Below are 26,485 nucleotides of genomic sequence, written 5' to 3'. Positions count from 1 at the left end.
ATGGAGGAGGGAAGTTTGATGAAAGAAGCAGTTATTGTATCTGGTGCTAGAACACCTGTTGGAAAAGCAAATCGTGGAACCCTTGCTGAAATGCGTCCCGACGACCTAGGAGCGATTACGGTTGCCGAAACGTTGAAGCGTGCGGGCGGATATGATGGTGAGATAGATGATGTCATTATGGGATGTGCCATTCCAGAAGCAGAACAAGGGCTAAATGTGGCTCGAATGATAAGTGCACGAGCAGGGCTTGCTGAGACTGTTCCTGCTATTACAATCAATCGCTATTGTTCATCTGGACTTCAAAGTATTGCATATGCTTCGGAGCGAATTATGCTTGGTCAATCGGCAACGATCATTGCCGGTGGTGTAGAGACTATGAGTCTTATCCCAATGGGTGGGCATGTGATTAAACCAAATCCTACTCTTGTACAAGAAAAGCCAGAGTACATTATGGGAATGGGACACACGGCAGAAGAAGTAGCAAGACGCTTTGAAATTAGCAGAGAAGATCAGGATGCCTTTGCTCTAAGAAGTCACCAACGTGCAGCACAGGCAATCAAAGACGGTAAATTTAATGATGAAATCGTACCTGTCGAAGTAACAAAACGATGGGTTGATGAGAAAAACAAACTTCAGGAGAAGAAATTCCTTTTCTCTCAGGATGAAGGCGTTCGTGCAGATACTTCATTAGAGGTACTTGCAAAATTACGACCTGCTTTTAACGTAAGAGGATCTGTAACTGCCGGGAATTCATCACAAACGAGTGATGGCGCTGCAAGCGTTCTAGTGATGGATCGTGAGAAAGCAGAAAGTGAAGGGCTAGCGCCAATGGCGAAATTCCGATCTTTTGCAGTTGCTGGTGTAGCACCTGAAATCATGGGTGTTGGACCAATTGAAGCGATCCCTAAGGCGCTTCGACTAGCTGGTCTTGAGCTATCAGACATTGGTCTTTTTGAATTAAATGAAGCATTTGCATCGCAGTCACTTCAAGTAATCCGAAAGCTCGGTCTTGATGAAGACAGGGTAAATGTTAATGGAGGTGCGATTGCACTTGGTCATCCACTAGGATGTACGGGTACGAAGCTTACACTTAGTTTGATTCATGAGATGAAGAGACGAGGAGAACAGTTCGGTGTCGTAACGATGTGTATTGGTGGCGGAATGGGTGCTGCCGGTGTGTTTGAAATTCTTTAAAGTGAAGATTTATAACGATGAAAAGGGAGGAACACAAGCATGTCTAATACAATGAACAAAATTATTAAAGGTGCGAGCTTTCTAGTTGAGGACCCATCTGCTGAGGACATTTTCACACCGGAGGATTTCTCTGATGAGCATGTGATGATGGGGAAAACGACAGAAGACTTTGTTATTAAAGAAGTTGTTCCAGAGCTTGATAAGATTGAAGAACACGAATTCGAAATTTCTCGTAAGCTTTTAGAAAAAGCAGGTGATCTAGGACTGCTAGGGGCAGACGTACCAGAAGAATACGGTGGTCTTGGTCTTGATAAAATTAGTTCTTCTGTTATTACAGAGAAGTTCGCTCGCGCTCGTTCGTTCTCATTAAGCTATGGTGCACATGTTGGAATTGGTTCTCTTCCAATCGTTTTCTTTGGTAATGAAGAGCAAAAGCAAAAGTATCTTCCAGGTCTTGCTTCAGGAGCAATGATTGCGGCATATGCTCTAACTGAGCCTGGTTCTGGATCTGATGCACTTGGTGCCAAAACGACAGCTAAGCTAAACGAAGAAGGAACTCATTACCTTCTAAGTGGTGAAAAGCAATGGATCACAAACTCAGCATTTGCCGATGTTTTTATCGTCTATGCAAAAATTGATGGAGAGCACTTCTCAGCATTCATCGTGGAACGCGATTCGAAAGGACTTTCAACAGGTCCAGAAGAGAAGAAGATGGGTATTAAAGGTTCTTCTACAAGAACTCTAATCCTAGATGACGTAGCTGTACCAAAAGAGAATCTTCTTGGTGAAGCTGGTAAAGGTCACGTTATTGCATTTAACATTCTGAATGTTGGTCGTTATAAACTTGCAGTAGGTACAATTGGTGGAATGAAGCGTGGTATCGAGCTTTCTGCTAAATACGCAACTGAGCGTAAACAATTTAACACACCAATTGCAAAGTTCTCTTTAATCCAAGAGAAGCTTGCGAACATGGCTGTTGCAACTTACGCAACAGAAAGCTCTACTTATCGTACTGGTGGTCTTTTTGAACAGAAGCTAGGGAAGCTGTCAGATGAGGAACAAAAAGATGGAGCGAAGGTAGCTGAAGCTATTGCTGAATATGCTATCGAGTGTTCACTAAATAAAGTATTTGCTTCTGAGGCGCTTGACTACGTAGTAGACGAAGCTGTTCAAATTCATGGTGGATACGGATTTATGTCTGAGTATGAAGTAGAGAAAATGTATCGCGACTCACGGATCAACCGTATTTTTGAAGGAACAAATGAGATTAATCGTCTTCTCGTTCCAGGAACGCTAATCCGTAAAACGATGAAAGGTGAACTTCCATTACTTGAGAAAGCAACGGCACTTCAAGAAGAACTGATGATGCTGACTCCTCAAGAAATTGGCGACGCACCGCTTGAGCAAGAGAAGTACCTTGTTGCAATGGCTAAAAAGGTTATGCTAATGGCAGCAGGAACGGCAGTTCAGAAATACGGTAAAGCACTTGATAAAGAGCAAGAAGTTCTATCAAACATTGCTGATATCGTGAGCGAGATCTATTCTATGGAATCTGCTGTATTACGTACCGAAAAAGCATTGAACAAATCTAGTGCTGAGAAGCAACAGAATAAGCTACTTCTTACCCAAGTATTCTGTCAAGAAGCTTTCAATAGAATTGAAGCACATGCGAAGGAAACACTACTTGCTGTTGAAACTGGTGATACTCTTCGAATGATGATTTCTGCGCTACGTAAGCTAACGCGTTATACACCAATTAACGTTATTGCTAAGAAGCGAGAAATTGCTGCTACTATCCTTAATAACCAGCGTTACACAGTGTAAATAACCTCCAAACCATATTCTCTCTTATCCCTCCAAGAATTTGGAGGGATTTTTTTATCTCGTTAAGGAAATATAAAGATTGGGGTAAAAAGAGGATTTTTTCTTTGGGTGACGAAAGCTACTTTTAGATGCGTCTGAATTTGTCGAACTCATCACATATGGTAAACTAACGTCATCATCACATTGACGTGTTTTAAGGAGGAACAGATTTGGCCATCACATTTTATGCTTATCCAAAATGCGGAACATGTCGCAAAGCAAAAAAATGGTTCGCAGAAAACAATGTAGAAGTAAATGAGGTTCATATCGTAGAAAATCCACCATCTAAAGATGAATTGGCACAGTTAGTCGATCATAGTGGACTACCAATTAAAAAGTTTTTTAATACTAGCGGCCAGAAGTATCGTGAACTGGGTCTAAAAGATCGCGTTTCTACGTCCACTCAGGATGAGTTGCTTGAATTGTTAGCATCAGATGGTATGTTAATTAAACGTCCGATCGTAACGGATGGACAAGAAGTAACGGTAGGGTTTAAAGAAGATACATTTGAGGAAATATGGAAACGATAAAATGGTTGCTTATTTAATAATAACTATTATACGATAGTTATTGTAAATAATATTAATAACTTAACTAGAGAAACTATTTCAGGGAGGAATTACAAATGAACTTACCAAAAGATTTTCGCTACTCAGAAGAACACGAATGGGTACAAGTACAAGAGGATGGAAACATCCGCATTGGTATCACTGATTTTGCACAATCAGAATTAGGAGATATTGTTTTCGTGGAGCTTCCAGAAGAAGGCGACACAATTGAATCGGACGAGCCTTTCGGAAGTGTTGAGTCAGTGAAAACTGTTTCCGAACTATATGCACCAATCTCAGGAAAAGTTCTTTCTGTAAATGAAGAATTAGAAGATAGCCCTGAATTCGTTAACGAATCTCCATATGAAAAAGCATGGATGGTTGTAGTAGAACCAACTGAGCCTTCTCAGATTGAAGAACTTATGACAGCTGAAGCTTATGAGAAAATGGTAAGCGAAGACTAATAGACGAATCGGCCAGGGAAAGAAAATCTTCATCATTAACCTTTAAAAGTGCATGTATTTAAAGCTTCTATCAAATGACGGTTTTAATGAATCACACTATAAATAAGGGGATGATGTCGATGAATGATCAATCTCTTCCTATGGAGCGAATCGATATTACAAGTAAGGTATATGGCAAGTTCGATCAGAACTCGATGAACCTTTTCTTAAACAAGGAAAAAATCGGCCGCATCTTATTTACCAATGAGGGAAATCAGTATGAATTCTCCGATGGGTTTGAATTCGACCAGGACAGAATCTTTCGTTATGAACGCGTGATGGAGAAAAACGGAAGGTATGTAGAAGATTGTGACCTTGGATGGTGTTAGAAAAACCGGCCTATTAGGCCGGTTTTTCTTATGCTTTATTTTTTCTAATGTACTTAATTGTCGTAATAAGACCATCAGGTGAAGGTCTACCAAATGGGCTTGACTGCAGATACTGTGCCATCAGTTTTCCATTCTCGTCAATAAGGAAGATGGCGGGTTCACCGTGTTCACCATGATCTTCGTACGGATCATCTTCACTGTGCATCATGACACCATAAGCATCAATTGCAGCATTTTCATTGTCACTTAATACGGGAAACTGCAGGCTATGCTTTTCTTTCATTTTTCTGAGAGACTCTAAACTGTCTTTTGCGATGGCGATCGGATGAACGTCTAATTTCTGGAATGCACCAAGATGTTCCTGAAGCTCTTCCAATTGTTCATTACATACAGGGCACCATTCTCCTCTGAAGAAAACGAGCATATGCCAGCGGTTATCGCTTTTCTGATGCTCTTCGAATTGAAATAGCTCTCCTTCTGTATTGACGAGAGAAAAAGATGGTGCATCTTGTCCAAGGTTTAATTTTGTCATTACAAACACTCCAATCTTTATTCTTATGGTCCTATTTCCACCAGTTGAGCATGCTAAAACATAATTGAATGGTTTAACTGCATCAATGTTAAGGGAAAATAGATAGTAGAAAAGAAAATGACCAATGGAGGGAACTATAATGGCTTTGTCGAAAGAAGAACTACAGCACTTTAAAAAACAGCTACTTGATTTAAAAAAGGAACTTTTAGATAGTGGAGCAACAAAACATGATGAGAATACAGCTTTATCTGATGAAACGGGTGAACTGACTTCATACGATAATCATTTCGCTGACATGGCATCAGAGTTGGATCAACGTGAAAAAGATATTACGTTAGAGGATGCTGCTAGAGAGAGGTTAAGTGCAATTAATACAGCGCTGGATCGAATTCGTGAAGGTAATTATGGTATATGTGTTGATACAGGAGAAGAAATTAATAAAGAACGTCTAGAAGCCATTCCTTATGCAATTCGGACGAAAGAGGCTCAAGATCAACTAGAAGAAACAAAAGAAGATAGCAGACCGGATGATGAGGCAACATTTGAAACACCAGGTAATCGAGTGGATGATCGAATTCGAACAGCCGACGATCTGCAAAATGAGCACGGTAATTCGACATCAGAGACGTACTTGGAAGAAGATAATCCTGATAACAGGGATGAGTAATCTTTAAAGCTCTAATGAATAGCTGTTGCTCATGATATTCAATTAAATCAAATTTTAAAAATAGAAACGATCTGCCTCCACATCCATATGCTATAGTAAAAGCATTGATACGACAGCTTGAAATGGAGCGTTGTGCCATGAATGATAAAGTAATAATTGTAGAAGGAAAGACGGACAAAGAGCAATTGATGAGGGTTTTAGATGAACCTGTCAGTATTATTTGTACGTATGGTACGATTAGTTTTGAAAGGCTCGAGGAACTTAGTGAAGAGCTTGAGGAAATGGACGTATATGTGCTAGTCGATGCAGATGACGCTGGTGAGAAACTCCGGAGGCAGCTATCACAGGAAATTCCTCACGCAGAACATCTGTACATCACAATGCTTCATCGTGAGGTGGCGGAAACACCACTGAACTATTTAACTCGAATATTAAGAGCAGCCAAATTTAAAGTCATGACCATCTAGCGTGGAATTGAACATATTACCCCAGGGAAACTTAATTAAATTTCCCTGGGGTCTTATCTAGTTAGGAGCATAGCAATGAAAGAAGTGACAGAGGAGAATGAGATGCGAGAGCTGATGGCTGAGTCTCAATGTATTCTCTTTTTTTATACTCCATTTTGCCGAACGTGCAAAATTGCCAAGAGAATGCTTCAAGTTGTTATCGAGTCAAAAGATCTTCAAGAGAAGGTTTATGCTTGTAATTTAAATTACTTCCCATGGTTGGCTGAAAACCTTAAAATACAAAGTGTACCTGCATTAACGGTTTTTAGAAATGGAATTCCAGGTGACACCCTTTTCGCTTTTGAATCGGTTGTTAAGGTAGATACTTTTTTGAGTAATGAATAATTACTTTGATTATATTTGACCATTCGTTTGTTACTTAACAAATGTGACAAATGCCTCCAGAGAGGGATTTTAAAGATAGTTAATATGCTGAAAATTGCGTAATATTAACAATGATAAATTAATATAACAGCCAGTAAAGAAACAGTAACATTGTCATAAAATTGTATTTTCGTTGATGCTGATTGAATGGTATAACTGAATATAGAGTCACCATTCCTTTCGAACGGTGGCACGTTTCATTTTCATAGCTTTGATTTAATAATTAAATTTATAACATCTAAGAATCCAACCCGTATAAGCATTCAATGTGAAATTGATTGCAAAATGAGAGGTGTAAAACATGACAACCATTTCAATCAGCACGAAAATGGGAAATTTCGCGAATAACAAAGATAGCATTACATTAGAAGATAAAATCGATAGTATCCAAAATGGGAATCAACTACTAAGAAACCAACTACTAGAAGATTACCAACCGTTTATTAAGAAAATCACATCAAAAGTTTGCAATCGTTATATTAATCATACGATGGACGAGTTCAGTATTGGACTGTCTGCGTTTAACGAAGCGATGGATCAATTCCGAAGAGGGCAGGGTAGCCGCTTTCTTACTTTTGCAGATATGGTCATTAGAAGAAGAGTCATAGATTACATTCGTAAGGAAGCAAGGCAAAACAAATACATCTATCTTGAACCTGAAGAACTTGATGAAGAAGGGCGTCTTGAAGATAGTTTTGCAGAACAAAAAGCAGCACTTGATGTCTATGAAATGGACAAGCAAAGTGAAATGCGTATGTATGAAATTGAAGAATATGAACAATTGCTTAAGAAATTCAGTATTACGTTCAAGGTGCTTAGCAAAAATTGCCCGAAACATATTGATGCCAGAGAAAACGCCAAAATGATTGCAAAGTTAATTGCAGACGATGACGTATTATCAAGCTATTTGTTGGAAAAAAAGCAGCTCCCAATAAAAGATTTGTTAGCGCTCGTTACGTGCAGTCGCAAAACGATCGAACGTAATCGAAAGTATATAATAGCAGTTGCGTTAATCCATCTCGGTGGTTTTAATGCTCTGAAATCTTATATACAGTAGTTGAATTAAGGGGGCCAGGGGATGAAACAAGGGGTCATTATGGACATTCGTGGTAGAAAAGCTGTTGTTTTAACACCTGATGGTGAATTTACAACAATTAATCTTAAGCGAAATCATACGTTAACAATAGGCTCTGAAATTAAACTTGCACCAAAACCAATGAAACAGAAAAAGGGTTATTTTACCCCCTCTATGCCAACCCTGGCCGGAATGACGGCGCTTTTGCTGTTAGTTGTTCTTGTCACAGGCATCATACCTGTAACACAGAACAACGCAGTTGCAGCCTATATTAGCTTTGATATTAACCCTAGTATTGAGGTTGGAGTAAATTCTGATCTTGAAGTTGTTCAATATCAAGCATGGAACTCAGACGGTGAAGGGTTGAATTTAAACAAGGAAACCAAGAACATGCCACTTAGTGAATTTACAGGTCTTCTTGTATCACGTTTGGATAAGGATGGGTACCTTTCAGATGGGGGAAAGCTGTTAATTGTAGCCTCAGATGTTGAGAAACAGGAACGTTCTGAGAATATTAAGGATGCCCTTGAAAAAGCAATTCGTAACATTGAACAAAATGAAGCGCTAAAGAATCAGTCAATTGCAATCACGACGGTTCTAAATTCAGATTACAATACACGTCAAGAAGCTGTGAAAAAGGGTGTTTCACCTGGTAAATATGTGACGTACTTAAGTGCTTTAGATCGAGGCGTCTCTCTTACCCTAAGTGACGTGCGCAATTTATCCGTTAAAAAAATTGAAGCATTGGAATCCGATAGCATGACTGCTGCTGAAACAGGTCCACAAGATCCAACTAAAGAATCATCAGAGTTAGACGATTCAGTTGTGCAATTGAACGATAAAAAGACACCTAAAGGTAAAACAACGAATAACGAATTGATAGTACAAGAACCGGATGAGCCGAACAATAACCAAAAGCGAGATAAACCTAAAGAGACGGTTCCAGAAATTGAGGATGAAGAACCACCGATCAAAAAGGAATCTGTCAAATTAGATAAAGACAAAACGGACGTAATTAATAAAAAAGAAATCAATAATGCTGAAAAAAAAAATGAAAATCAAATAAAAAAAGCAGAAAAGAAGAGCGATAAACAGAACGAAAAAAATGATGGAAAGAATCAAAAAGATTATCAAAAAGAAAATATAAAAGATAAGAAAGAGCACAAAAAAGTCCAAAAGAAAGAGCACGATCATAGGGATAAGAAGAATAAGAAGCAAGAAAAGATAGAGGATAGACATCAAAAAGAACATGAATCAAAGGATTCGAAGAAAGAACAGAAAGACAAGAATGACAAGAAAGACAAGAAAGACAAATAACGTTTCACGCTATTATTTATATTATTTATTAGAAAAGCCAGAGGGAATTCCCTCTGGCTTTTTATGATTCTAGAGCATAATTTCTGGAAGTGCTCCTACAATATCAAGAAATGACGATTGATCATCAAATACTTTAAAAATACGATGCTGTTTATCAAGTAACACCGTTGTAGGTACTCCTTTGCAGTTATATTTGTCATACGTTTCACGACCGATATCTGCTAAGACAGGGAAGGGAAGTTGATGTGTATTGGTAAATGCTTTTCCGGCTTCTTCAGACCGCTCTCGGCCGGTCACATTAATTGTAATGAAACCAAGTTTATCTAGGTCTGCATGCTGGTAGAATTGCTCCTTCATTGGTAAATCCCTCATACAATCTGGACACCAGGAAGCCCAGAATGTAATCATAACTGGCTTGTCTTCAAAGTCGGATAGACGAATGATTTCACCGCTGCTAAGTTCTTCTAATTCAAAATATGGCGCATCCAACGTTTCTCACCTCATCGATTTATACTAGTATCACTTTATCAAAATTCTAGTTCTAATCAAAATAATCCTATCGTACAATGATTCTAAATAAAATTGCAGAAATTGTTTGACACTGATACGGTACCTTGCTAAAATGAACACAATTAAATGAAAATTAAATGAAAACGAAATATTCTTTCTTATCTAGAGAGGCGGAGGGACTGGCCCTATGAAGCCCGGCAACCGTCAAACCATTCGTGGTTTGAAAAGGTGCCAATTCCTGCAGGAGAAATCCTGGAAGATAAGCGGAGCTGATGATTAAATCAAGCCTCTCTGTCTTTCAGAGAGGCTTTTTATTTTTGGATCTTTTCTTTGACATTGTTGCTATAAGAGTGGGGGAATTTCCGCTCCAATTAGCTAGGTGTAGTATTCACAAAAAAATTCTTTCCAAAGCAACAACCTAATAGAAAACAGCCTTATATCATGATTAATTGAGTTTTGCGAAGCATGGTAATTGCTTGAAAGGAGTGATAAGGGTTTGGAGAGAGAGAAGAGATACGAGGATCGAAACGTATCTATTGGGCCATTCATACTTGAGTCTGGTGTAGAACTTCCTAGAGTAGAACTAGCTTATGAGAGGGTTGGATCAACTGAAGCACCAGTCATCCTAGTATGTCATGCTTTAACAGGAAACCAGTATACAGTTGGTTCATCGGAACCTGGGTGGTGGAACGGTTTGATTGGCAGTGGTAAGTACGTTGATACATCTGAATTTCAAGTTATAACGTTTAACGTACTAGGTGGATGCAATGGATCTACTGGACCGCTGTCTCCAAACCCTGATACCGGGCAACCGTATCAGTCAGATTTTCCATTCGTAACGATTCGAGATATGGTTCATTCTCAGAAAAAAGCACTAGAGCAGCTAGGTATCCATCATCTTCATGCCGTCATTGGAGGTTCGCTTGGAGGAATGCAAGTATTAGAATGGGGAATTCTTTATCCGGATTGGATGGATCACTTAGTTCCCTTAGCGGTCACACCATCTCTTAGCGCATATGGTATTGCCTATAACGCTATTTCGAGGTTTGCCATTACAAATGATCCAGATTGGAAAGATGGATATTATAACCTCAGTCATCCTCCAGCAACAGGACTTGCAACAGCAAGAATGATTGGGATGATTTCCTATCGAACAGATGATATGTTTCAAAAGAAATTTGGTCGAAATGGAGATGAACCTCCTGGTGAGAGTCACACAGAAACATCTTATGATGTGGAATCCTACCTTCACTATCAGGGAAAGAAGCTTACATGTCGCTTTGATGCAAATAGCTACTTGTATTTATTGAAAGCAATGGATATGCATGACATTAGTAAAGGGAGAGGAGATCTAGCCGAGGCGGCGAAACTGATTCACTCAAACGTGCTCGCAATTAGCTTTAAGGGAGATTTAATTTATCCTCCTTATCAGTTAGAGAGCATGTTCACACTAGAAAGCTTAGCGAAATTCTATATTGTTGATACCAAATTTGGTCATGATGGTTTCCTTGTCGAATTCGATAAATGGGGCCCATTGATTAAAGAACAGTTAAAGGAAACCTTAAAAATTTGAAGGAGTGAATGGAGAATGGCAGAGAAACGTTACAATTTAGAAACGATTGGGATTCATGGTGGATTACAGGCAGACCCCGCTACAGGAGCAAGAGCATTGCCGATTTATCAATCCAATGCTTATCGATTCAATAATACGGATCATGCCGCAGACTTGTTTGCATTAAAGGAAGAAGGGTTCATTTATTCTCGTATTGGTAACCCAACTGTCGGTACACTTGAAGAACGAATAGCTCAGCTTGAAGGCGGGATCGGTGCTCTAGGATTTGCGAGTGGCATGGCTGCCATTACAGCTTCCATTCTAAACATCGCGAATAGTGGTGATGAAATTGTTTCTGCCTCAACGCTTTATGGAGGAACATATAACCTTTTTGCATCTACGCTCCCTAAATACGGAATCAAAACCAACTTTGTAGATCCGAAAAATCCGGAATCCTTTAGAAATGCAATTACATCGAATACGAAAGCGATTTTCGCAGAGACAATTGGAAATCCAGGACTTCACGTGCTGGATATTGAAAAAGTAGCAGAAATTGCTCATGAAGCAGGAATCCCGTTAATTGTAGACAATACCTTTGCTACCCCTTACTTGTGTAGACCAATTGAACATGGAGCAGACATTGTCGTTCACTCTGCAACAAAGTGGCTTGGTGGTAATGGTTCTACAATGGGCGGTCTTATTGTTGATGGTGGTAAATTTGACTGGAATTCTTCCAAGTTTCCAGGGTTCATAGAGCCTGATCACTCCTATCATGGCATTGTGTTTGCTGAAGCACTACCTGAAGCGGCATATATTGTGAAGGCGCGCGTTCAACTGTTACGGGATACAGGAGCTTCATTAAGTCCATTTAATGCATTTCAAATCGCTCTTGGCGTTGAAACACTTCACGTTCGCATGAAGGAACATGTGGCTAACACTCGCAAAATAGTTTCATATCTGAAGAATCATGATGCAGTAGAGTGGGTGAGCTATCCTGAAGAGGAGAACCATCCTTCCAATCAGCTTGTGCAGAAATATCTCCCTAAGGGAGCTGGAGCTGTCGTTGTTTTCGGAATAAAAGGCGGGCGAGAAACAGGAGCGAAGATTATTAATGCAGTTGACCTCTGGTCGCATGTGGCGAATGTAGGAGATGCTAAAAGCTTAATTATCCATCCAGCAAGTACAACGCACCAGCAGTTAAGTGCCGATGAACTAAAAGCTTCAGGCGTTCGAGATGATCTCATTCGACTTTCTGTTGGAATTGAACACATTGATGATCTTATTGAAGATCTTGATCAAGCTATTGTAAAGGCAAGAGTCGAAGCGAACGTTTAATTTATATAGACAAACTAAATAGATCACTCTTATCCAGAGAGGCAGAGGGACTGGCCCGATGAAGCCCGGCAACCATTAAGCATTGCTTAATAAGGTGCTAACTCCAGCAGAATAGCTACTATTCTGAGAGATAAGGGGAGGCTAATGCCCTCTTCTTATTGAAGAGGGCATTTTTTAGATCTTTTAACTAATAATTGGAGGAATAGCAATGACTCAATCATATCAATTTGACACATTATCCCTACACGGTGGTCAGTCACCGGATCCTACTACAGGTTCTAGAGCCGTACCAATCTATCAAACAAGTTCTTATGTATTTCATGACAGTGAGCATGCAGAAAGACTATTTTCTCTTGATGAACCAGGAAACATTTATTCAAGAATAGGAAATCCAACGGTTGATGTGTTTGAGAAACGAATGGCTCTTCTTGAAGAAGGTGTTGCTGCTGTTGCAACGTCTTCGGGGCAAGCGGCGATTGCCCTATCTATTATGAACATCGCTAGCGCAGGTGATGAAATCGTAGCTGCTTCAAACTTATACGGTGGCACTTATAATCTATTTGCCGTTACGCTTCCGAGGTATGGGATTAACGTTACCTTCGTGGATCCTACAGATCCAGAGAATTTCAGAGCAGCCATTACTGACAAAACGAAAGCGGTGTTTGCCGAGATAATAGGAAATCCGAGCTTATCTGTCCTTCATGTAGAAAAGGTTTCAGATATTGCACATGAAGCAGGTGTGCCACTAATCGTGGATAATACGTTTGCTACTCCATATGCATGCAAGCCGCTAACTCTAGGTGCAGACATTGTTGTTCATTCCGCTACAAAGTGGATTGGGGGACACGGAACTTCAATTGGTGGCGTGGTGGTTGATGGTGGTCGCTTTAATTGGAACTCTTCAAAGTATCCAGCGTTCATTGAACCTGATGAAAGTTACAACGGCATACGCTATGCAATTGATTTTGCAACACTAGCGTTCAGCACAAAGCTTCGTGTTCAACTGCTTCGTGATTTCGGATCATGTCTGAGTCCATTTAATGCATTTCTACTTCTACAAGGACTCGAAACGCTACATCTGCGAGCCGAAAAACATAATCAAAATGCAATGAAACTAGCTGAGTTTTTGCAGAACCACCCTTCTGTCGATTGGGTAAGCTATCCTGGATTGTCTTCTCATCCATCCCATCAAGATGCGCTAGAGATTCTATCTAATGGATTTGGCGCAGTTGTAAACTTTGGAATTAAAGGTGGAAAACCAGCGGGTAGAGAGCTCTATCGCTTTGGTCACATCTTGCCAACGTAGGAGATGCTAAAAGCTTAATTATTCACCCTGCAAGTACAACACATCAACAGCTGAATAAGGAACAATTGGAACGAGCCGGGGTAAAAGAAGAACTTATCCGTCTATCTGTTGGAGTAGAGGGTGCGGATGATTTAATTAATGACCTCGATCAAGCACTTCGAAAAGCGACTGGACTTGAGAATGGGAGTCGAATTGTAGTGAATGATGAAGGTGAGATTCGGTGGGCATTGCAAAGTCCTTACACAAAAGAAGTAATCAATGGGAAAGAAAGTCAAAGACAAAAAACACTGGCTGTTGTGGGTCTGAGTGGTAATGAAGCGCGCCCGAGCCATCGCCTAGCACGTAAGATGCAGAGACTCGGCTATAAAATCATTCCAGTCAATCCAAAGGCTGATACAATTCTCGGAGAAAAAGCATATCCAGATTTACGTAGTATTCCTCACGAAATAGATGTTGTTCAAGTATTTAGAAGCCCTGAAGCAGCCATTGAAGTAGCGAAAGAAGCAGCAGAGGTTAAACCGCGCGTGTTCTGGCTTCAGGAAGGTGTCGTTTCAGAAAAAGCAGCACAAATAGCAGCAGATGCTGGTTTACAGGTGGTTCATAATCGTTGCACCTATAAAGAAGCCCAGAGGCTCAGAGGAACGATATCAACTTATGCATGTGAGATCTAAATAAGGAGAGGGAGAAACCATTATGACAAAAATTCCATGGATTGATTTTAGAAGTTTAAGTTTCATCGTGCTTGCCGTTATCGTTCTCATTAGTGCAGGGTGTTCATCATCAGAAGCTAACTCGTCTGGACCAGAAGAAATTCGAGTTGACTATGCTTACTACTCACCAACTAGCTTAGTTGTGAAAAAGTTTGGCTTTCTAGAAGAAGAATTTAAAGATGACAATATTAAAATCGATTATGTACTCAGTCAGGGAAGCAACAAGGCATTAGAATTTCTAACGAGTAACAGTGTTGACTTTGGCTCAACGGCAGGTGCTGCTGCATTAATGGCAAAAGCTAAAGGAGCACCTATTAAAAACGTTTATATATATTCAAAACCTGAGTGGACAGCACTCGTCACAAATAAAGATTCTGACATTAGTAGTGTAGAAGATTTAAAAGGTAAGAAAGTAGCTGCAACACTTGGGACAGATCCATATATTTTCTTGCTACGCTCCTTAAATGAAGTGGGATTATCTCAGGATGACATTGAACTTGTTAACCTCCAGCACGGAGATGGCGCTTCGGCACTAAGCACCGGTCAAGTTGACGCATGGGCTGGCCTTGATCCACACATGGCAAGGGTCGAACTTGAGACAGGTGCAAAGCTCTTCTATCGTAATGCAGATTTGAACACATATGGGTTCTTGAATACGCGCACTGAGTTTGCTGAAAAGTACCCTGAACATGTAAAGCGTGTCATTAAAGCCTACGAGAAAGCTAGACAGTGGATCCTTGATCACCCTAAAGAAGCGGCTGAGCTTCTAGCAGAGGAAGCTGATATCCAGGTTGATGTAGCCAAGAAGCAGTTAGAATGCAATGATTTCTCAAACCCAGTACCAGGAGAAGAGCAGAGAGAGGCAATTATAGCAGCAGGTAACGTTCTTCAAGAAAGCGAGATTATTGATGCAAAAGCAGATGTAAAAGAATTAACGAATGAGTTAATTGATCAAACCTTCGCAGAAGAAGTCATTACGAAATAGAAAGGAGCTGTGGATATGGCGAGACAAGGACATTCAGAAGCATTACCGCTTAGGCGTATTAAGACGGTTCCGAACAAAAAGAAACTAACAGTACACCCTGCCATTATCGGCAGTACCCTTCCAATTTTATTGCTTGTAATCTGGGAAGGACTAAGTCGATTAAACGTTCTCCCAACATACTTATTGCCAGCTCCAACAGTAATCGTAAACACCATCATAGAGTTGGGGGCTGATGGGTCACTGTGGGGGCATATCGGGATTACACTTTATCGTATTTTTCTTGGGTTTCTCTTAGGGTCTTTTGCGGCATTAATACTAGGTTCATTTGTTGGCTTTTATCGAAAGGCGGAGCAGTTTTTTGATCCGATTATTCAGGCGTTTCGCTCCATTCCATCTCTTGCCTGGGTTCCCCTTTTTATCTTATGGATGGGTATTGCCGAGGCATCGAAAGTTACGTTAATTGCAGTTGGTGTTTTCTTCCCAGTTTATTTAAATGTTGTGAGCGGGATCTTGAATGTCGATCGTCAATTAATTGAAGTAGGAAAAATGTATGGATTAAGCAGCTTTCAACTCGTTAAAAGAATTATTCTTCCTGCATCACTTCCTTCTTTTCTAGTAGGACTCAGAAGTGGACTTGGACTTGGTTGGATGTTTGTAGTAGCTGCTGAATTGATGGGAGCGAGTCAGGGACTTGGTTACTTGCTTGTTCTTGGACAGAACACCTACTCTCCTGAACTTATTATTGCAAGCATTGTCCTGTTTGCGGTCCTTGGTAAGCTGACTGATGCTGTATTAAAGAAGGTTGAAAGTAAGTCACTCCATTGGCAGGATCGGATGGAACAACTGTGAGGAGGATTTAAGATGAGTCTACAAGTTCGGAACGTCAGTAAAGAATTCGAGAATAGAAAAGCGATTGAAAATATCTCATTTCGTACAGAGCGCGGAGAAATTATCGGCATTCTAGGAACAAGCGGATGTGGAAAAAGCACGCTGCTACGAGCGGTATCAGGGTTAGATACGTCCTATAGTGGAGATGTACTCCTCGATGGTCATGTTTGCAAACATGTCGATGAACGACTAGGGTTTATTTTTCAACAGCCAAGACTGATGCCGTGGTTATCGGTCATAGATAATGTCTCATTTGGCTTGAAAAATGGAAAAAAAGATAAGCAAGAGAAAGCAGCTAGGTACCTGGATCTTGTTGGCCTTAAAGGAAACGAAGGTGACTACCCTAAACAACTTTCAGGTGGCATGGCACAGCGCGTTGCGATTGCACGCGCTCTTGTCACTTCCCCTGAATACTTATTGCTCGATGAACCATTTAGTGCACTTGATGCTTTTACGAAGATGAAACTACAGGATTTATTATTAGAGATCTGGGAAGCATACGAAACTACGATTCTACTCGTAACCCATGATGTTGAAGAGGCGCTCTATTTATGTGACCGACTCATTATCCTTAAAGGGCAGCCTGGAACAATAGATGAAGAACTATTTATTGATGAACCACGACCTCGATCTCGCGGGAGCGCAAAGCTAGCCGCGTATAAGGAACATATTTTAAATAGGTTAGAATTAACTACACCTGTAAACTAGCCAGGAGGAGTCAGCATATGACCATACCGACAAACCAAATTCCTTCACAAGCTTTAGAAACAAATCTAGGTAGCTATGAAGAAGTCTACTCTACATTTGAGTGGCAGAATAAAGAGAACCGTTATATCAATCGTTCTACTGGGAAAATGAATGCCGCTTACGAATGCATTGATCGTCATGTGGAAAACGGTTATGGAAATAAAACAGCATTACATTATGTTAATGGAGACACGAAACAATCAATTACTTTTAATGATGTAAAAGCAAGAACAGATCATTATGCAGCTGTATTAAAAAAGCATGGAGTAGAAAAAGGAGAAAGAGTTTTCATCTTTCTATCCAAAAATCCTGAATGCTACATCGCCATTCTTGCTGTTATTAAAGTCGGTGCTATTGCCGCTCCACTATTTGAAGCATTTATGGAAGAAGCAGTGAAAGACCGTATTAACGACTGTGGAGGAACCGTTTTACTTACAGATGAGGAGCTAAAGAAACGTGTCCCAGTGAAAGATATTCCTTCGCTTAGACTTATTCTTACAGCAAAGGAAGTGGAGAACACAGAAGTTGGGAATGAAACTACTCCAGTTGAATGGGTTGATCCAGAAAATGGTTTAATTCTTCATTATACGAGCGGTTCAACAGGTAAGCCTAAAGGTGTGTTACACGTTCACCGCTCTATTGTTCATCATTATCAGACTGGACATTGGGTTCTTGATCTTAAGGAATCGGACGTATACTGGTGTACTTCTCATCCAGGTTGGGTGACAGGGAGTGTGTATGGACTTTTTGCTCCATGGTTAAACCGTGCAACGATTGTTATATCTGGAGGACGATTTGATGCAGATCAATGGTATAGCCTGATCGATCAATTGAATGTCACAGTTTGGTATAGTGCACCTACTGCATTTCGGATGTTAATGGCAAATGAAGATAGAGTACAAAACTATAACCTGAATTCGTTACGACACATTTTAAGTGTAGGCGAGCCATTGAATCCAGAAGTGATTGAATGGGCATCCAGAGTATGGGGAAAGCGAATTCACGACACGTGGTGGATGACAGAAACGGGAGGGCATCTGATTGTTAACTTTCCAGGTGAAGTCATTAAGCTTGGTTCAATGGGGCGACCCTTTCCAGGTGTAAAGGTCGGGATACTTGATGAAGCCGGAAACAAATTGCCGATAGGACAGACGGGTCAGCTTGCAATTGAAGCACCATGGCCAGGGTTAATGAAAACCGTCTGGAACAATCCCGACAAATTCGAAAGTTATTTTCCATATGAAGGATGGTATGTCTCAGGAGATCTTGCTTATCAAGATGAGGAAGGATATATCTTCTTCCAAGGTCGTGACGACGATATGATTAATTCTTCTGGCGAGCGAATTGGACCATTTGAAGTCGAAAGTGCGCTCATTACCCATCCTGCAGTAGCTGAGGCAGGCGTTGTGGGTAAACCGGATCAATTAAGGGGCGAAATTGTCAAAGCTTATATCACGTTACGAACGGGTTACGAACAAACGGATGAACTTATCCAAGATATTCGGCTGCACGTAAGAAAGAACCTCGCTGCACATGCTGCACCTAGAGAAATAGAAGTACTTGATGAGCTTCCGAAAACAAAAATCAGCGGTAAAATTTTACGAAGAGTACTGAAAGAAAGATCAATTCAATAATGGAGGTGAAGTCAGTGGAAACACTTCATGTAGCACTGATTGGTTTCGGCACAGTCGGTAAAGGGATATACGAGAGCATCGAAGAACAGCGCGAGCAGTTAGAAAGCCTGCTTGATAAGAAGGTTTCAATAGATGCCATATTAATTAAAGACGGAGATCTAGAAAGAGAAGTAGACAACAAGCTCATGTTAACTACGAATGTCGAGGATCTACTGAGTCTACCTCAGCTTGATGTTGTCTTTGAAGCGATAATTGGTGTAGAACCTGCTCGAACGTATTTAGCTAAATTTATCGAAAAAGGTTGCCATGTTGTAACGGCAAATAAAGAGTTGTTAGCACATAAAGGGAAAGAGCTAAGGAGCCTTGCGACCAAACACAAAGTAGGCTTAAGGTATGAAGCAGCGGTGGCAGCTTCTATTCCGATACTAAGCACATTAAGAGAAGGATTGAAGAGCAATCAAATCCAAGAAATCAATGGAATCTTAAACGGAACCTCGAATTTCATTCTTAGCGAACTTCAACGGGAAGGAATTTCATTTAAACAAGCGCTTAATGAAGCTAAAGAAAAAGGCTATGCGGAAGCTGATCCTACGAATGACATTGAAGGATGGGATGCTTTTTATAAAATTCTCATTCTCTCTGATATTGTCTATGGCGAGCAGCCTGAATGGGAGAGAATTATTAGAAAAGGAATTAACGAAGTGACGTCTGCCGATATCAAGAAGGCGGAAGCGCTTGGCTTCCGAATCAAGCATATCGCTTCGCTCACTTCAACTGTTGATGGACCGGTTATTTCAGTGGAGCCAGTCGCAGTCACTTCTTCCCATCCATTTTTCCACATAACGGGTGTAAACAATGCACTCCAGGTATCTGGTAACCTAGCAGGAAGTATTACGTTAAACGGACCTGGTGCTGGTGCCTATCCAACAGCTAGCGCTATGATTGAGGATTTACTTAGTCTCTATCGAAACAGTTCGGAAGGTGTCTTTTATTCTCGATCACAGGAAAATAAATCTGAAGTTGATGATTGGTTGTTGTTAGGTGATATTCCAGAAGGGTTAATGATTGAACTTCTCCCTTTATCAGAAAAAGATGCATACTATGCTAGCGGTAAAAGAAGCGATATTGAATCTTATCTCGAGCAAAAACCTTTCATAAAGCTATATCCAATCAAAGGGCCGATTGAGAAGAGTGACATATCTAATCTGGCTCTTGTATAAGTATTCATACCCCTCAGATGTTAGAGGGGTTTTTTCATTTCCAATAGTGTAAGCGCTTTATTAAAATTTACAATAAAAAATTTTATGGAATGAAATCTCACGCGTGACAACAATGTAAGCGGTTCCAAAAAGACTGATATATCTAAATTATCTAAAAACTTTCAAAAGGGGTGTTGACCTATACTTCAAACCGGCGTAATATAATCCTCAATTAAACAAAGTATTCAAACAACTCACACAAAACAAACGAGGGACCGAACTTTAAAAAATGGTCCTAAAATAACATCCTGACGCTTTACTGCGTCTATCTAATAAACAGAAAGGAGTGAACAAGGTGAGTGAACAGTGGATCTACCTTAATAACGAATTTGTGAAAAAAGAAGACGCCAAAGTATCGGTATACGATCATGGCTTCCTCTATGGCGATGGGGTGTTCGAAGGAATTAGAATGTACGACGGCAACGTCTTCAGACTTGAGCACCATTTAGACCGGCTTTATGATTCAGCTCATTCGATTATGCTTAAAATCAGACAGACCAAGGAGGAAATGACTAACATTATTGTTGAAACATTGAAGAAGAACAAACTTCAAGATGCGTATGTTCGTATCGTAGTGTCACGTGGTGTTGGTAATCTTGGTCTTGATCCATTTACATGTAAGGAACCTCAAGTGATTGTTATTGCAGAATCACTGGCCTTGTTCCCTAAGCATCTATATGAATCAGGGATTGATATTGTAACGGTAGCGAGTAGGAGAAACCGATCGGATGTACTTAGTCCTAAGGTTAAATCATTGAACTACCTCAATAACATTCTAGTTAAGATCGAAGCCAACCTTGCTGGTGTTAGCGAAGCTTTGATGTTAAATGATCAAGGATATGTTGCTGAAGGATCGGCAGATAACATCTTTATTGTGAAAGGCAACGTAATCAAAACACCACCTGGATACGTTGGGGCACTTGAAGGCATTACGAGAAATGCCATCATGGAGCTCGCAAGTAAGAAAGGCTATGACATGAGAGAAGAGACATTTACTAGACATGATGTTTATGTTGCGGATGAAGTGTTTCTAACTGGAACAGCTGCGGAAGTCATTGCGGTTGTGAAAGTAGATGGTCGTGTAATCGGCGAAGGAAAACCTGGTAAAACAACTAATGATCTTCTTGGAGCATTTCGAAACATTGTCACTGTAGATGGCGTTAGCGTTTACCCATCTAAACGTGATGTGCAAGCAGGATAAGAAAGTCTACAAATAAATATTTAAAATCGATGACGAGGCAAAAGAATCAGGATTTGGTAGTAACCAGAGAGCCGGTAGTGGTGGAAGCCGGTATTACCCCCTGAATCGACATCCCCTCCGAGTGTTGATCTGAAACAAGTAAGATAGGATCAACCAAGTGTTCTTGGACACTTGTTATCAAAGCGAGCAGCATATGCTGTTCATGAGGCGACTAGTTTAATAGGTCGCAAAATAGGGTGGTACCGTGAAGTCTTTTCACCCCTATGGACCGTAAGATGCGGCGTAGGGATGAGAAGGCTTTTTTATAATTATACGTTTCTTCTACTAATCAAAGATAATGCAAGACAATAAAGCATTGGAGGGTATGAGTATGCGGGCGAAGGCGAAACCAGAAGCCGAAGCAGTAACAGCGGAAATGACCGGGGCAGAAGTATTAATTCATTCGTTAAAAAAAGAAAATGTTGAAGTGCTATTCGGATATCCGGGAGGAGCAGTTCTTCCAATCTATGATGCGTTGTATCGATCACCAATTAAGCACATTCTCTCAAAACATGAACAGGGTTCGATCCATGCAGCTGAAGGATATGCAAGGGTTAGTGGAAAGCCTGGTGTTGTCATTGCAACATCAGGACCAGGAGCTACTAATCTTGTAACGGGTATCACAGATGCCATGATGGATTCGTTGCCCCTCGTTATTTTCACAGGGCAGGTTGCAAGTACTGTCATTGGAACAGATGCTTTTCAGGAAGCAGATATCATGGGGATAACGGCACCAATTACAAAGCATAATTATCAAGTTAGGGACGTTCAAGACCTCCCTAGAATTATTAAAGAAGCGTTTCACATTGCGACAACAGGACGTCCCGGACCAGTTCTTGTTGATATTCCTAAGGATGTAGCGAATAAAACGATTTCACCCGACTACGATTCGACTATTCATTTACCTGGCTATCAACCAACGTTTTCACCGAATATCTTGCAGATTAAAAAGCTTGCAGATGCGGTTGGTCAGGCAAAGAAACCAGTTATTCTAGCCGGTGCTGGTATCCTCCATGCCAATGCTGGTAAAGAGCTTTTAACATTTACTGAGAAACATAAGATTCCGGTCGTTAACACACTTCTCGGTTTAGGGAGCTATCCCGGACAGCATCCGCTCTTCCTTGGAATGGGAGGAATGCATGGAACGTATACAGCAAATATGGCCTTATATGAATGTGATCTGTTAATTAGTATCGGCGCACGTTTCGACGATCGACTAACTGGAAACCTTGCTCATTTTGCTAAGAATGCAGTCGTTGCACATATTGATGTAGATCCAGCTGAGATCGGTAAGAACGTACCTACTCAAATACCAATCGTTTCTGATGCAAGAGAAGCGCTTAGGAAATTAGTAGATGTTGATTCAGAAACACCAGATACAGAAGAATGGCGAAATCAATTAACAGAGAACAGTAAGAATTATCCTCTCTGGAAAAAAACGAATACAGGTGAATTCTTGCCGCAGCAGGTTGTCGAACTTGTCCATGAGTATACAAAAGGGGACGCGATTATTACGACAGACGTTGGACAGCATCAAATGTGGGCCGCTCAGTATTACGCCTTTACAGATGCCAATCGATGGGTAACGTCCGGCGGATTAGGAACAATGGGCTTCGGCTTCCCAGCAGCGGTTGGCGCACAGCTAGCATTCCCAGATCAAACGGTTGTTGCGCTAACAGGCGATGGTGGTTTTCAAATGACGCTCCAAGAACTATCGACTCTTCAAGAGCTGAACTTACCAGTTAAGGTGGTCATCATGAATAACCACACACTTGGTATGGTAAGGCAGTGGCAAGAAGCCTTCTATGAAGAGCGTTATTCTCACTCATTACTTCCTGTTCAACCTGATTTTGTGAAGCTTGGTGAAGCGTATGGAATTAAGTCTTATAAAGTAGAAACCCAAGAAGAAGCTAGAGTTGTTTTTGAAGAAGCATTTTCACATCGTGATCCCGTATTAATCGATTGTCGAGTTAGTGGAAAGGAAAATGTGTATCCAATGATTGCGCCTGGTAAAGGGCTTCATCAGATGATTGGGGTGAAACCATGAAACGAATCGTAACCGCGACAGTGATCAACCAAAGCGGTGTTCTAAATCGTATTACAGGCTTGATGACAAAGAGGCAGTTTAATATCGAAAGTATTACTGTTGGTCATACGGAAACAGAAGGTGTTTCGAAAATGACATTTGTTGTAAACGTAGACGGAGACGGGAAAATTGAGCAGCTAATCAAGCAACTGAATAAGCAAATTGATGTTTTGAAAGTGTCTGACATTACAGATCAGGCGATCGTAGTACGAGAGCTCGCTTTAATTAAAGTCATTAGTAACGCACAGATCAGAAGTGAGATTTCAGGAATTATCGAGCCATTCCGTGCATCCATCATTGATGTAAGTCGTGAGAGCATTACCGTACAGGTGACAGGGGACTCAGAGAAAATTGAAGCGATTATTGATCTCCTAAGACCTTACGGAATTAAGGAAATGGTTCGAACAGGAATCACAGCCTTCCCACGAGGAAGTCAAAAATCAGTTACAGATATAAAGCAATATTCCATATTAAATTAAATTTTTTATAAGCAAAGCTTTAATTATTGAAGAGATAGTGTAAACAAATTCACATGTCAAAGTTGATTGGAGCGGAAGGTGCTCGACTCCTGTGGGATTAGCGGGACAGGTGAGACCCCACAGGCGCGCCCAAGCGCGCCGAGGAGGCTCACCGCCCGCCCCGCGGAAAGCGAGCATCCTGGAGCGGAAATCAACAACTACTCTCACGGCAACAATGTTTACGAAAATACCCTAAATTAACCACTAAACCAAATCGAGAAGGGATGAATCAAAATGGCAAAAGTATATTATAACGGTGATATCAACGAAGGAACTCTAAAGGGGAAGAAAATCGCAGTCATTGGCTATGGTTCTCAGGGCCATGCACATGCGCTAAATCTAAGTGAAAGTGGTTTTGATGTAACAGTTGGATTACGAAAAGGACGTTCATGGGATCAAGCCGAACAAGATGGCTTTGATGTAAAAACGGTAAAAGAAGCAAGTGATGAAGCTGATGTCATCATGGTTCTTCTTCCGGATGAGTATCAACCTGAAGTGTATAAGGAAGAAATTGAGCCTGGTCTTCGTGCAGGCAATGCTCTTGTATTCGCACACGGATTCAACGTTCATTTCAATCAAGTTGTACCACCATCAAATGTTGATGTATTCCTAGTAGCCCCTAAGGGTCCAGGACATCTAGTTAGACGAACATTTGAGGACGGGGCTGGTGTACCTGCACTATTCGGTGTCTATCAGGACGTTTCAGGAAACGCAAAAGAACTGGCACTTGCTTACGCAAAAGGAATCGGTGGTGCACGTGCAGGTGTTCTTGAAACGTCATTTAAAGAAGAAACGGAAACAGATCTTTTTGGCGAACAGGCTGTCCTTTGCGGTGGACTATCATCCCTTGTCAAAGCTGGATTTGAAACGTTAACAGAAGCAGGATACCAGCCAGAAGTTGCTTACTTTGAATGTCTACATGAACTTAAGCTAATCGTTGACTTGATGTATGAAGATGGAATTGCTGGTATGCGCTACTCGATCTCCGATACAGCCCAATGGGGCGATTTTGTATCAGGACCACGCGTAGTAGATGCTGATACAAAGGCACGAATGAAAGACATTCTTGAAGACATCCAGACTGGTAAGTTCGCTAAAGGATGGATCTTAGAAAATAAATTAAATCGTCCCGAGTTCCATGCAATCAATGAAAAAGAAAAACAGCATCCAATTGAACAGGTTGGGAAAGAACTTCGCGCAATGATGCCGTTTGTGAAACCAAAATCGAAGAAGGAAGTGGTTGCCAGTGCGAAAGATTAATGTATTCGATACAACGCTTCGTGACGGCGAACAGTCAGCCGGAGTCAATCTGAATGCATTAGAGAAACTGGAAATCGCGAAACAACTAGAAAGACTTGGAGTCGACATTATGGAAGCAGGCTTTCCTGCTGCTTCCAGTGGTGACTTCCAGGGTGTGAAAAACATTGCAGATACCGTTCGAAATGCATCTGTAACCGGACTTGCAAGAGCGAATGTAAGCGACATTGATGCAGCCTGGGATGCGTTGAAAGGCGGTGCTGATCCAAGACTTCACGTTTTTCTAGCCACTTCTCCCATTCACATGACGCATAAGCTTAAGAAAACGCCGGACGAAGTCGTGGAAACGGCAGTGGAAGCTGTGAAATATGCAAAGCGATTCTTCCCGAAAGTCCAGTGGTCGGCTGAAGATGCAAGCCGATCAGATCGTTCTTTTCTTGCCAAGATTATTAAAGAAGTCATTGATGCTGGTGCATCTGTCATTAATATACCAGATACAGTGGGATACAGAAGTCCACAGGAATACGGAGAGCTGTTCACTTATTTAAGAAATAACGTTCCGAATATTGAAGGTGTTGACCTTTCTGCCCATTGCCATAACGATCTTGGCATGGCCGTTGCCAACTCGCTTGCTGCGATTGAATGTGGGGCAACTCAAATAGAAGGAACCATTAACGGCATAGGAGAGCGAGCCGGTAATGCTGCCATAGAAGAAGTCGCAGTAGCACTTCACATCCGTAATGATTTCTATCAAGCTGAAACTCGTTTGAAACTTGATGAAATTAAGCGAACGAGCAATCTTGTTAGTAAGCTCACAGGCATGGCTGTTCCAGGAAACAAAGCGGTTGTAGGAGCGAATGCATTTGCGCATGAATCCGGAATTCACCAGGATGGTATGTTAAAAGAAAAAACAACTTATGAAATTATCAGTCCTCAACTTATTGGCGTTCAATCTACTAGTCTTGTACTTGGTAAACACTCAGGAAGGCATGCTTTCAGAGATAGAGTGAAAGAGCTAGGTTTTGTATTGGATGACGCGAAAATCAATGAAGCTTTCAAAGAATTTAAAGACCTTGCTGATAAGAAGAAGCAAGTGACAGAGGATGACTTGTTCGCCCTATTAACAGATATTCAAACGGATGAAATCGTTGAGAAATATGAGATTCAGAGCATTCAGGTACAATATGGTACTGCGAATATCCCGACAGCGACCATCTCAATTGAAGCCCCAGATGGAACGATGATGCAGCAAGCTGGCACTGGATCAGGAAGTGTTGAAGCGATTTACAATACACTTGAAGAGATGATTCCAGGAACGCTTAAACTTCAAGATTACCGCATTAACTCCGTTGGTGGAGGAAGAGATGCTCTTGCTGAAGTTCATGTACGCGTAACCTATAACGGAGTGGAGTCGAACGGACGAGGAACAGCACAGGATGTGCTTGAATCGTCAGCTATTGCTTACTTGAATGCAATTAATCGCATTCTTGCACGTGAAAGTTATCAAGTGAAAAAACAAGCGCACGTATAACAAGGAGGT

24 protein-coding genes, 1 pseudogene and 2 riboswitches are annotated in these 26,485 nt (G+C 40.9%); of the genes and pseudogenes, 23 read left to right on the top strand and 2 right to left on the bottom strand.

Features of this window, described 5'->3' with window-relative positions; genetic code table 11:
* Positions 1 to 18 precede the first annotated feature (18 nt).
* The 5 genes from JI666_RS14470 to JI666_RS14450 all read left to right on the top strand — a co-directional run bounded on the left by JI666_RS14470 (position 19) and on the right by JI666_RS14450 (position 4,437).
* Entirely contained in the window at positions 19 to 1,194 is a 1,176-nt protein-coding gene (locus tag JI666_RS14470; protein ID WP_206893042.1) for an acetyl-CoA C-acetyltransferase, read from the top strand.
* A 39-nt stretch (positions 1,195 to 1,233) separates the two neighbouring features.
* Positions 1,234 to 3,018, top strand: a complete 1,785-nt coding sequence (locus JI666_RS14465) for an acyl-CoA dehydrogenase FadE (protein WP_206893040.1) — start codon at positions 1,234 to 1,236, stop codon at positions 3,016 to 3,018.
* A 209-nt stretch (positions 3,019 to 3,227) separates the two neighbouring features.
* Positions 3,228 to 3,587 (top strand): arsenate reductase family protein, encoded by a 360-nt coding sequence (locus tag JI666_RS14460; RefSeq protein ID WP_206893036.1) that lies wholly within the window; start codon positions 3,228 to 3,230, stop codon positions 3,585 to 3,587.
* A 95-nt stretch (positions 3,588 to 3,682) separates the two neighbouring features.
* Entirely contained in the window at positions 3,683 to 4,069 is a 387-nt protein-coding gene (gcvH, locus tag JI666_RS14455; RefSeq protein ID WP_136948010.1) for a glycine cleavage system protein GcvH, read from the top strand.
* A gap of 119 nt (positions 4,070 to 4,188) precedes the next feature.
* Complete coding sequence (locus tag JI666_RS14450; protein ID WP_206893035.1) at positions 4,189 to 4,437, top strand: YusG family protein; 249 nt, start codon at positions 4,189 to 4,191, stop codon at positions 4,435 to 4,437.
* 28 nt (positions 4,438 to 4,465) lie between these two features.
* On the opposite strand, the gene JI666_RS14445 is transcribed toward JI666_RS14450, so the two are convergent.
* A complete protein-coding gene (locus tag JI666_RS14445; protein ID WP_206893034.1) occupies positions 4,466 to 4,969 on the bottom strand; it encodes a peroxiredoxin family protein in 504 nt (167 codons plus the stop codon).
* 139 nt (positions 4,970 to 5,108) lie between these two features.
* On the opposite strand from JI666_RS14445, the gene JI666_RS14440 reads away from it, so the two are divergent.
* From JI666_RS14440 to JI666_RS14420, 5 genes are all read left to right on the top strand, one after another.
* Complete coding sequence (locus JI666_RS14440; protein ID WP_206893033.1) at positions 5,109 to 5,636, top strand: TraR/DksA C4-type zinc finger protein; 528 nt, start codon at positions 5,109 to 5,111, stop codon at positions 5,634 to 5,636.
* Positions 5,637 to 5,773: 137 nt separating this feature from the next.
* A complete protein-coding gene (locus JI666_RS14435) occupies positions 5,774 to 6,103 on the top strand; it encodes a toprim domain-containing protein (protein ID WP_136948006.1) in 330 nt (109 codons plus the stop codon).
* Positions 6,104 to 6,178: 75 nt separating this feature from the next.
* Complete coding sequence (locus tag JI666_RS14430) at positions 6,179 to 6,487, top strand: thioredoxin family protein (protein WP_206893031.1); 309 nt, start codon at positions 6,179 to 6,181, stop codon at positions 6,485 to 6,487.
* A gap of 340 nt (positions 6,488 to 6,827) precedes the next feature.
* A complete protein-coding gene (gene sigI / locus JI666_RS14425) occupies positions 6,828 to 7,583 on the top strand; it encodes an RNA polymerase sigma-I factor (RefSeq protein WP_286170840.1) in 756 nt (251 codons plus the stop codon).
* A gap of 21 nt (positions 7,584 to 7,604) precedes the next feature.
* Entirely contained in the window at positions 7,605 to 8,918 is a 1,314-nt protein-coding gene (locus tag JI666_RS14420) for an anti-sigma-I factor RsgI family protein (RefSeq protein WP_206893029.1), read from the top strand.
* 69 nt (positions 8,919 to 8,987) lie between these two features.
* Here the strand turns inward: JI666_RS14420 and JI666_RS14415 are convergent, their stop codons facing one another.
* Positions 8,988 to 9,407, bottom strand: a complete 420-nt coding sequence (locus tag JI666_RS14415) for a TlpA disulfide reductase family protein (protein ID WP_206893025.1) — start codon at positions 9,405 to 9,407, stop codon at positions 8,988 to 8,990.
* Between the two features lie 176 nt (positions 9,408 to 9,583).
* Positions 9,584 to 9,694: riboswitch (SAM riboswitch) on the top strand.
* A gap of 230 nt (positions 9,695 to 9,924) precedes the next feature.
* Here JI666_RS14415 and metX point away from each other — a divergent pair.
* The 13 genes and pseudogenes from metX to JI666_RS14350 all read left to right on the top strand — a co-directional run bounded on the left by metX (position 9,925) and on the right by JI666_RS14350 (position 26,476).
* Complete coding sequence (metX, locus tag JI666_RS14410) at positions 9,925 to 11,001, top strand: homoserine O-acetyltransferase MetX (RefSeq protein ID WP_206893022.1); 1,077 nt, start codon at positions 9,925 to 9,927, stop codon at positions 10,999 to 11,001.
* Positions 11,002 to 11,016: 15 nt separating this feature from the next.
* Entirely contained in the window at positions 11,017 to 12,315 is a 1,299-nt protein-coding gene (locus tag JI666_RS14405) for an O-acetylhomoserine aminocarboxypropyltransferase/cysteine synthase family protein (protein WP_206893021.1), read from the top strand.
* Positions 12,316 to 12,341: 26 nt separating this feature from the next.
* A riboswitch (SAM riboswitch) is annotated at positions 12,342 to 12,452 on the top strand.
* A 71-nt stretch (positions 12,453 to 12,523) separates the two neighbouring features.
* Positions 12,524 to 14,292, top strand: a pseudogene (locus tag JI666_RS14400) (PLP-dependent aspartate aminotransferase family protein).
* 22 nt (positions 14,293 to 14,314) lie between these two features.
* Positions 14,315 to 15,316, top strand: a complete 1,002-nt coding sequence (locus tag JI666_RS14395; RefSeq protein WP_206893020.1) for an aliphatic sulfonate ABC transporter substrate-binding protein — start codon at positions 14,315 to 14,317, stop codon at positions 15,314 to 15,316.
* A gap of 15 nt (positions 15,317 to 15,331) precedes the next feature.
* Positions 15,332 to 16,165, top strand: a complete 834-nt coding sequence (locus JI666_RS14390; protein WP_206893019.1) for an ABC transporter permease — start codon at positions 15,332 to 15,334, stop codon at positions 16,163 to 16,165.
* Positions 16,166 to 16,177: 12 nt separating this feature from the next.
* Complete coding sequence (locus JI666_RS14385; protein WP_206893018.1) at positions 16,178 to 16,912, top strand: ABC transporter ATP-binding protein; 735 nt, start codon at positions 16,178 to 16,180, stop codon at positions 16,910 to 16,912.
* 17 nt (positions 16,913 to 16,929) lie between these two features.
* The gene (gene acsA, locus JI666_RS14380) at positions 16,930 to 18,585 is read left to right on the top strand and encodes an acetate--CoA ligase (RefSeq protein WP_206893016.1); all 1,656 of its coding nucleotides are present in this window, start codon (positions 16,930 to 16,932) and stop codon (positions 18,583 to 18,585) included.
* 14 nt (positions 18,586 to 18,599) lie between these two features.
* A complete protein-coding gene (locus JI666_RS14375; RefSeq protein WP_349769342.1) occupies positions 18,600 to 19,805 on the top strand; it encodes a homoserine dehydrogenase family protein in 1,206 nt (401 codons plus the stop codon).
* A 334-nt stretch (positions 19,806 to 20,139) separates the two neighbouring features.
* Positions 20,140 to 21,045 (top strand): branched-chain-amino-acid transaminase, encoded by a 906-nt coding sequence (gene ilvE, locus JI666_RS14370; protein WP_206893008.1) that lies wholly within the window; start codon positions 20,140 to 20,142, stop codon positions 21,043 to 21,045.
* A 364-nt stretch (positions 21,046 to 21,409) separates the two neighbouring features.
* On the top strand, positions 21,410 to 23,131 hold the full coding sequence (gene ilvB, locus JI666_RS14365) for an acetolactate synthase large subunit (RefSeq protein ID WP_414635145.1): 1,722 nt from the start codon (positions 21,410 to 21,412) through the stop codon (positions 23,129 to 23,131).
* On the top strand, positions 23,128 to 23,649 hold the full coding sequence (gene ilvN / locus JI666_RS14360; protein ID WP_136947992.1) for an acetolactate synthase small subunit: 522 nt from the start codon (positions 23,128 to 23,130) through the stop codon (positions 23,647 to 23,649). The genes ilvB and ilvN overlap by 4 nt, the downstream gene beginning before the upstream one ends.
* Before the next feature lie 273 nt (positions 23,650 to 23,922).
* Positions 23,923 to 24,948 carry a ketol-acid reductoisomerase gene (gene ilvC / locus JI666_RS14355; protein WP_136947991.1) on the top strand — a complete coding sequence of 342 codons (1,026 nt, stop codon included), beginning with the start codon at positions 23,923 to 23,925 and terminating at the stop codon, positions 24,946 to 24,948.
* Positions 24,935 to 26,476 carry a 2-isopropylmalate synthase gene (locus JI666_RS14350; RefSeq protein WP_206893006.1) on the top strand — a complete coding sequence of 514 codons (1,542 nt, stop codon included), beginning with the start codon at positions 24,935 to 24,937 and terminating at the stop codon, positions 26,474 to 26,476. The genes ilvC and JI666_RS14350 overlap by 14 nt, the downstream gene beginning before the upstream one ends.
* Positions 26,477 to 26,485 lie beyond the last annotated feature (9 nt).

Origin of the sequence: Bacillus sp. NTK071 (genome assembly GCF_017303315.1) — a bacterium.
Taxonomy (GTDB): domain Bacteria; phylum Bacillota; class Bacilli; order Bacillales; family Guptibacillaceae; genus Guptibacillus.
This window is presented reverse-complemented; position numbering and strand designations above follow the sequence as displayed.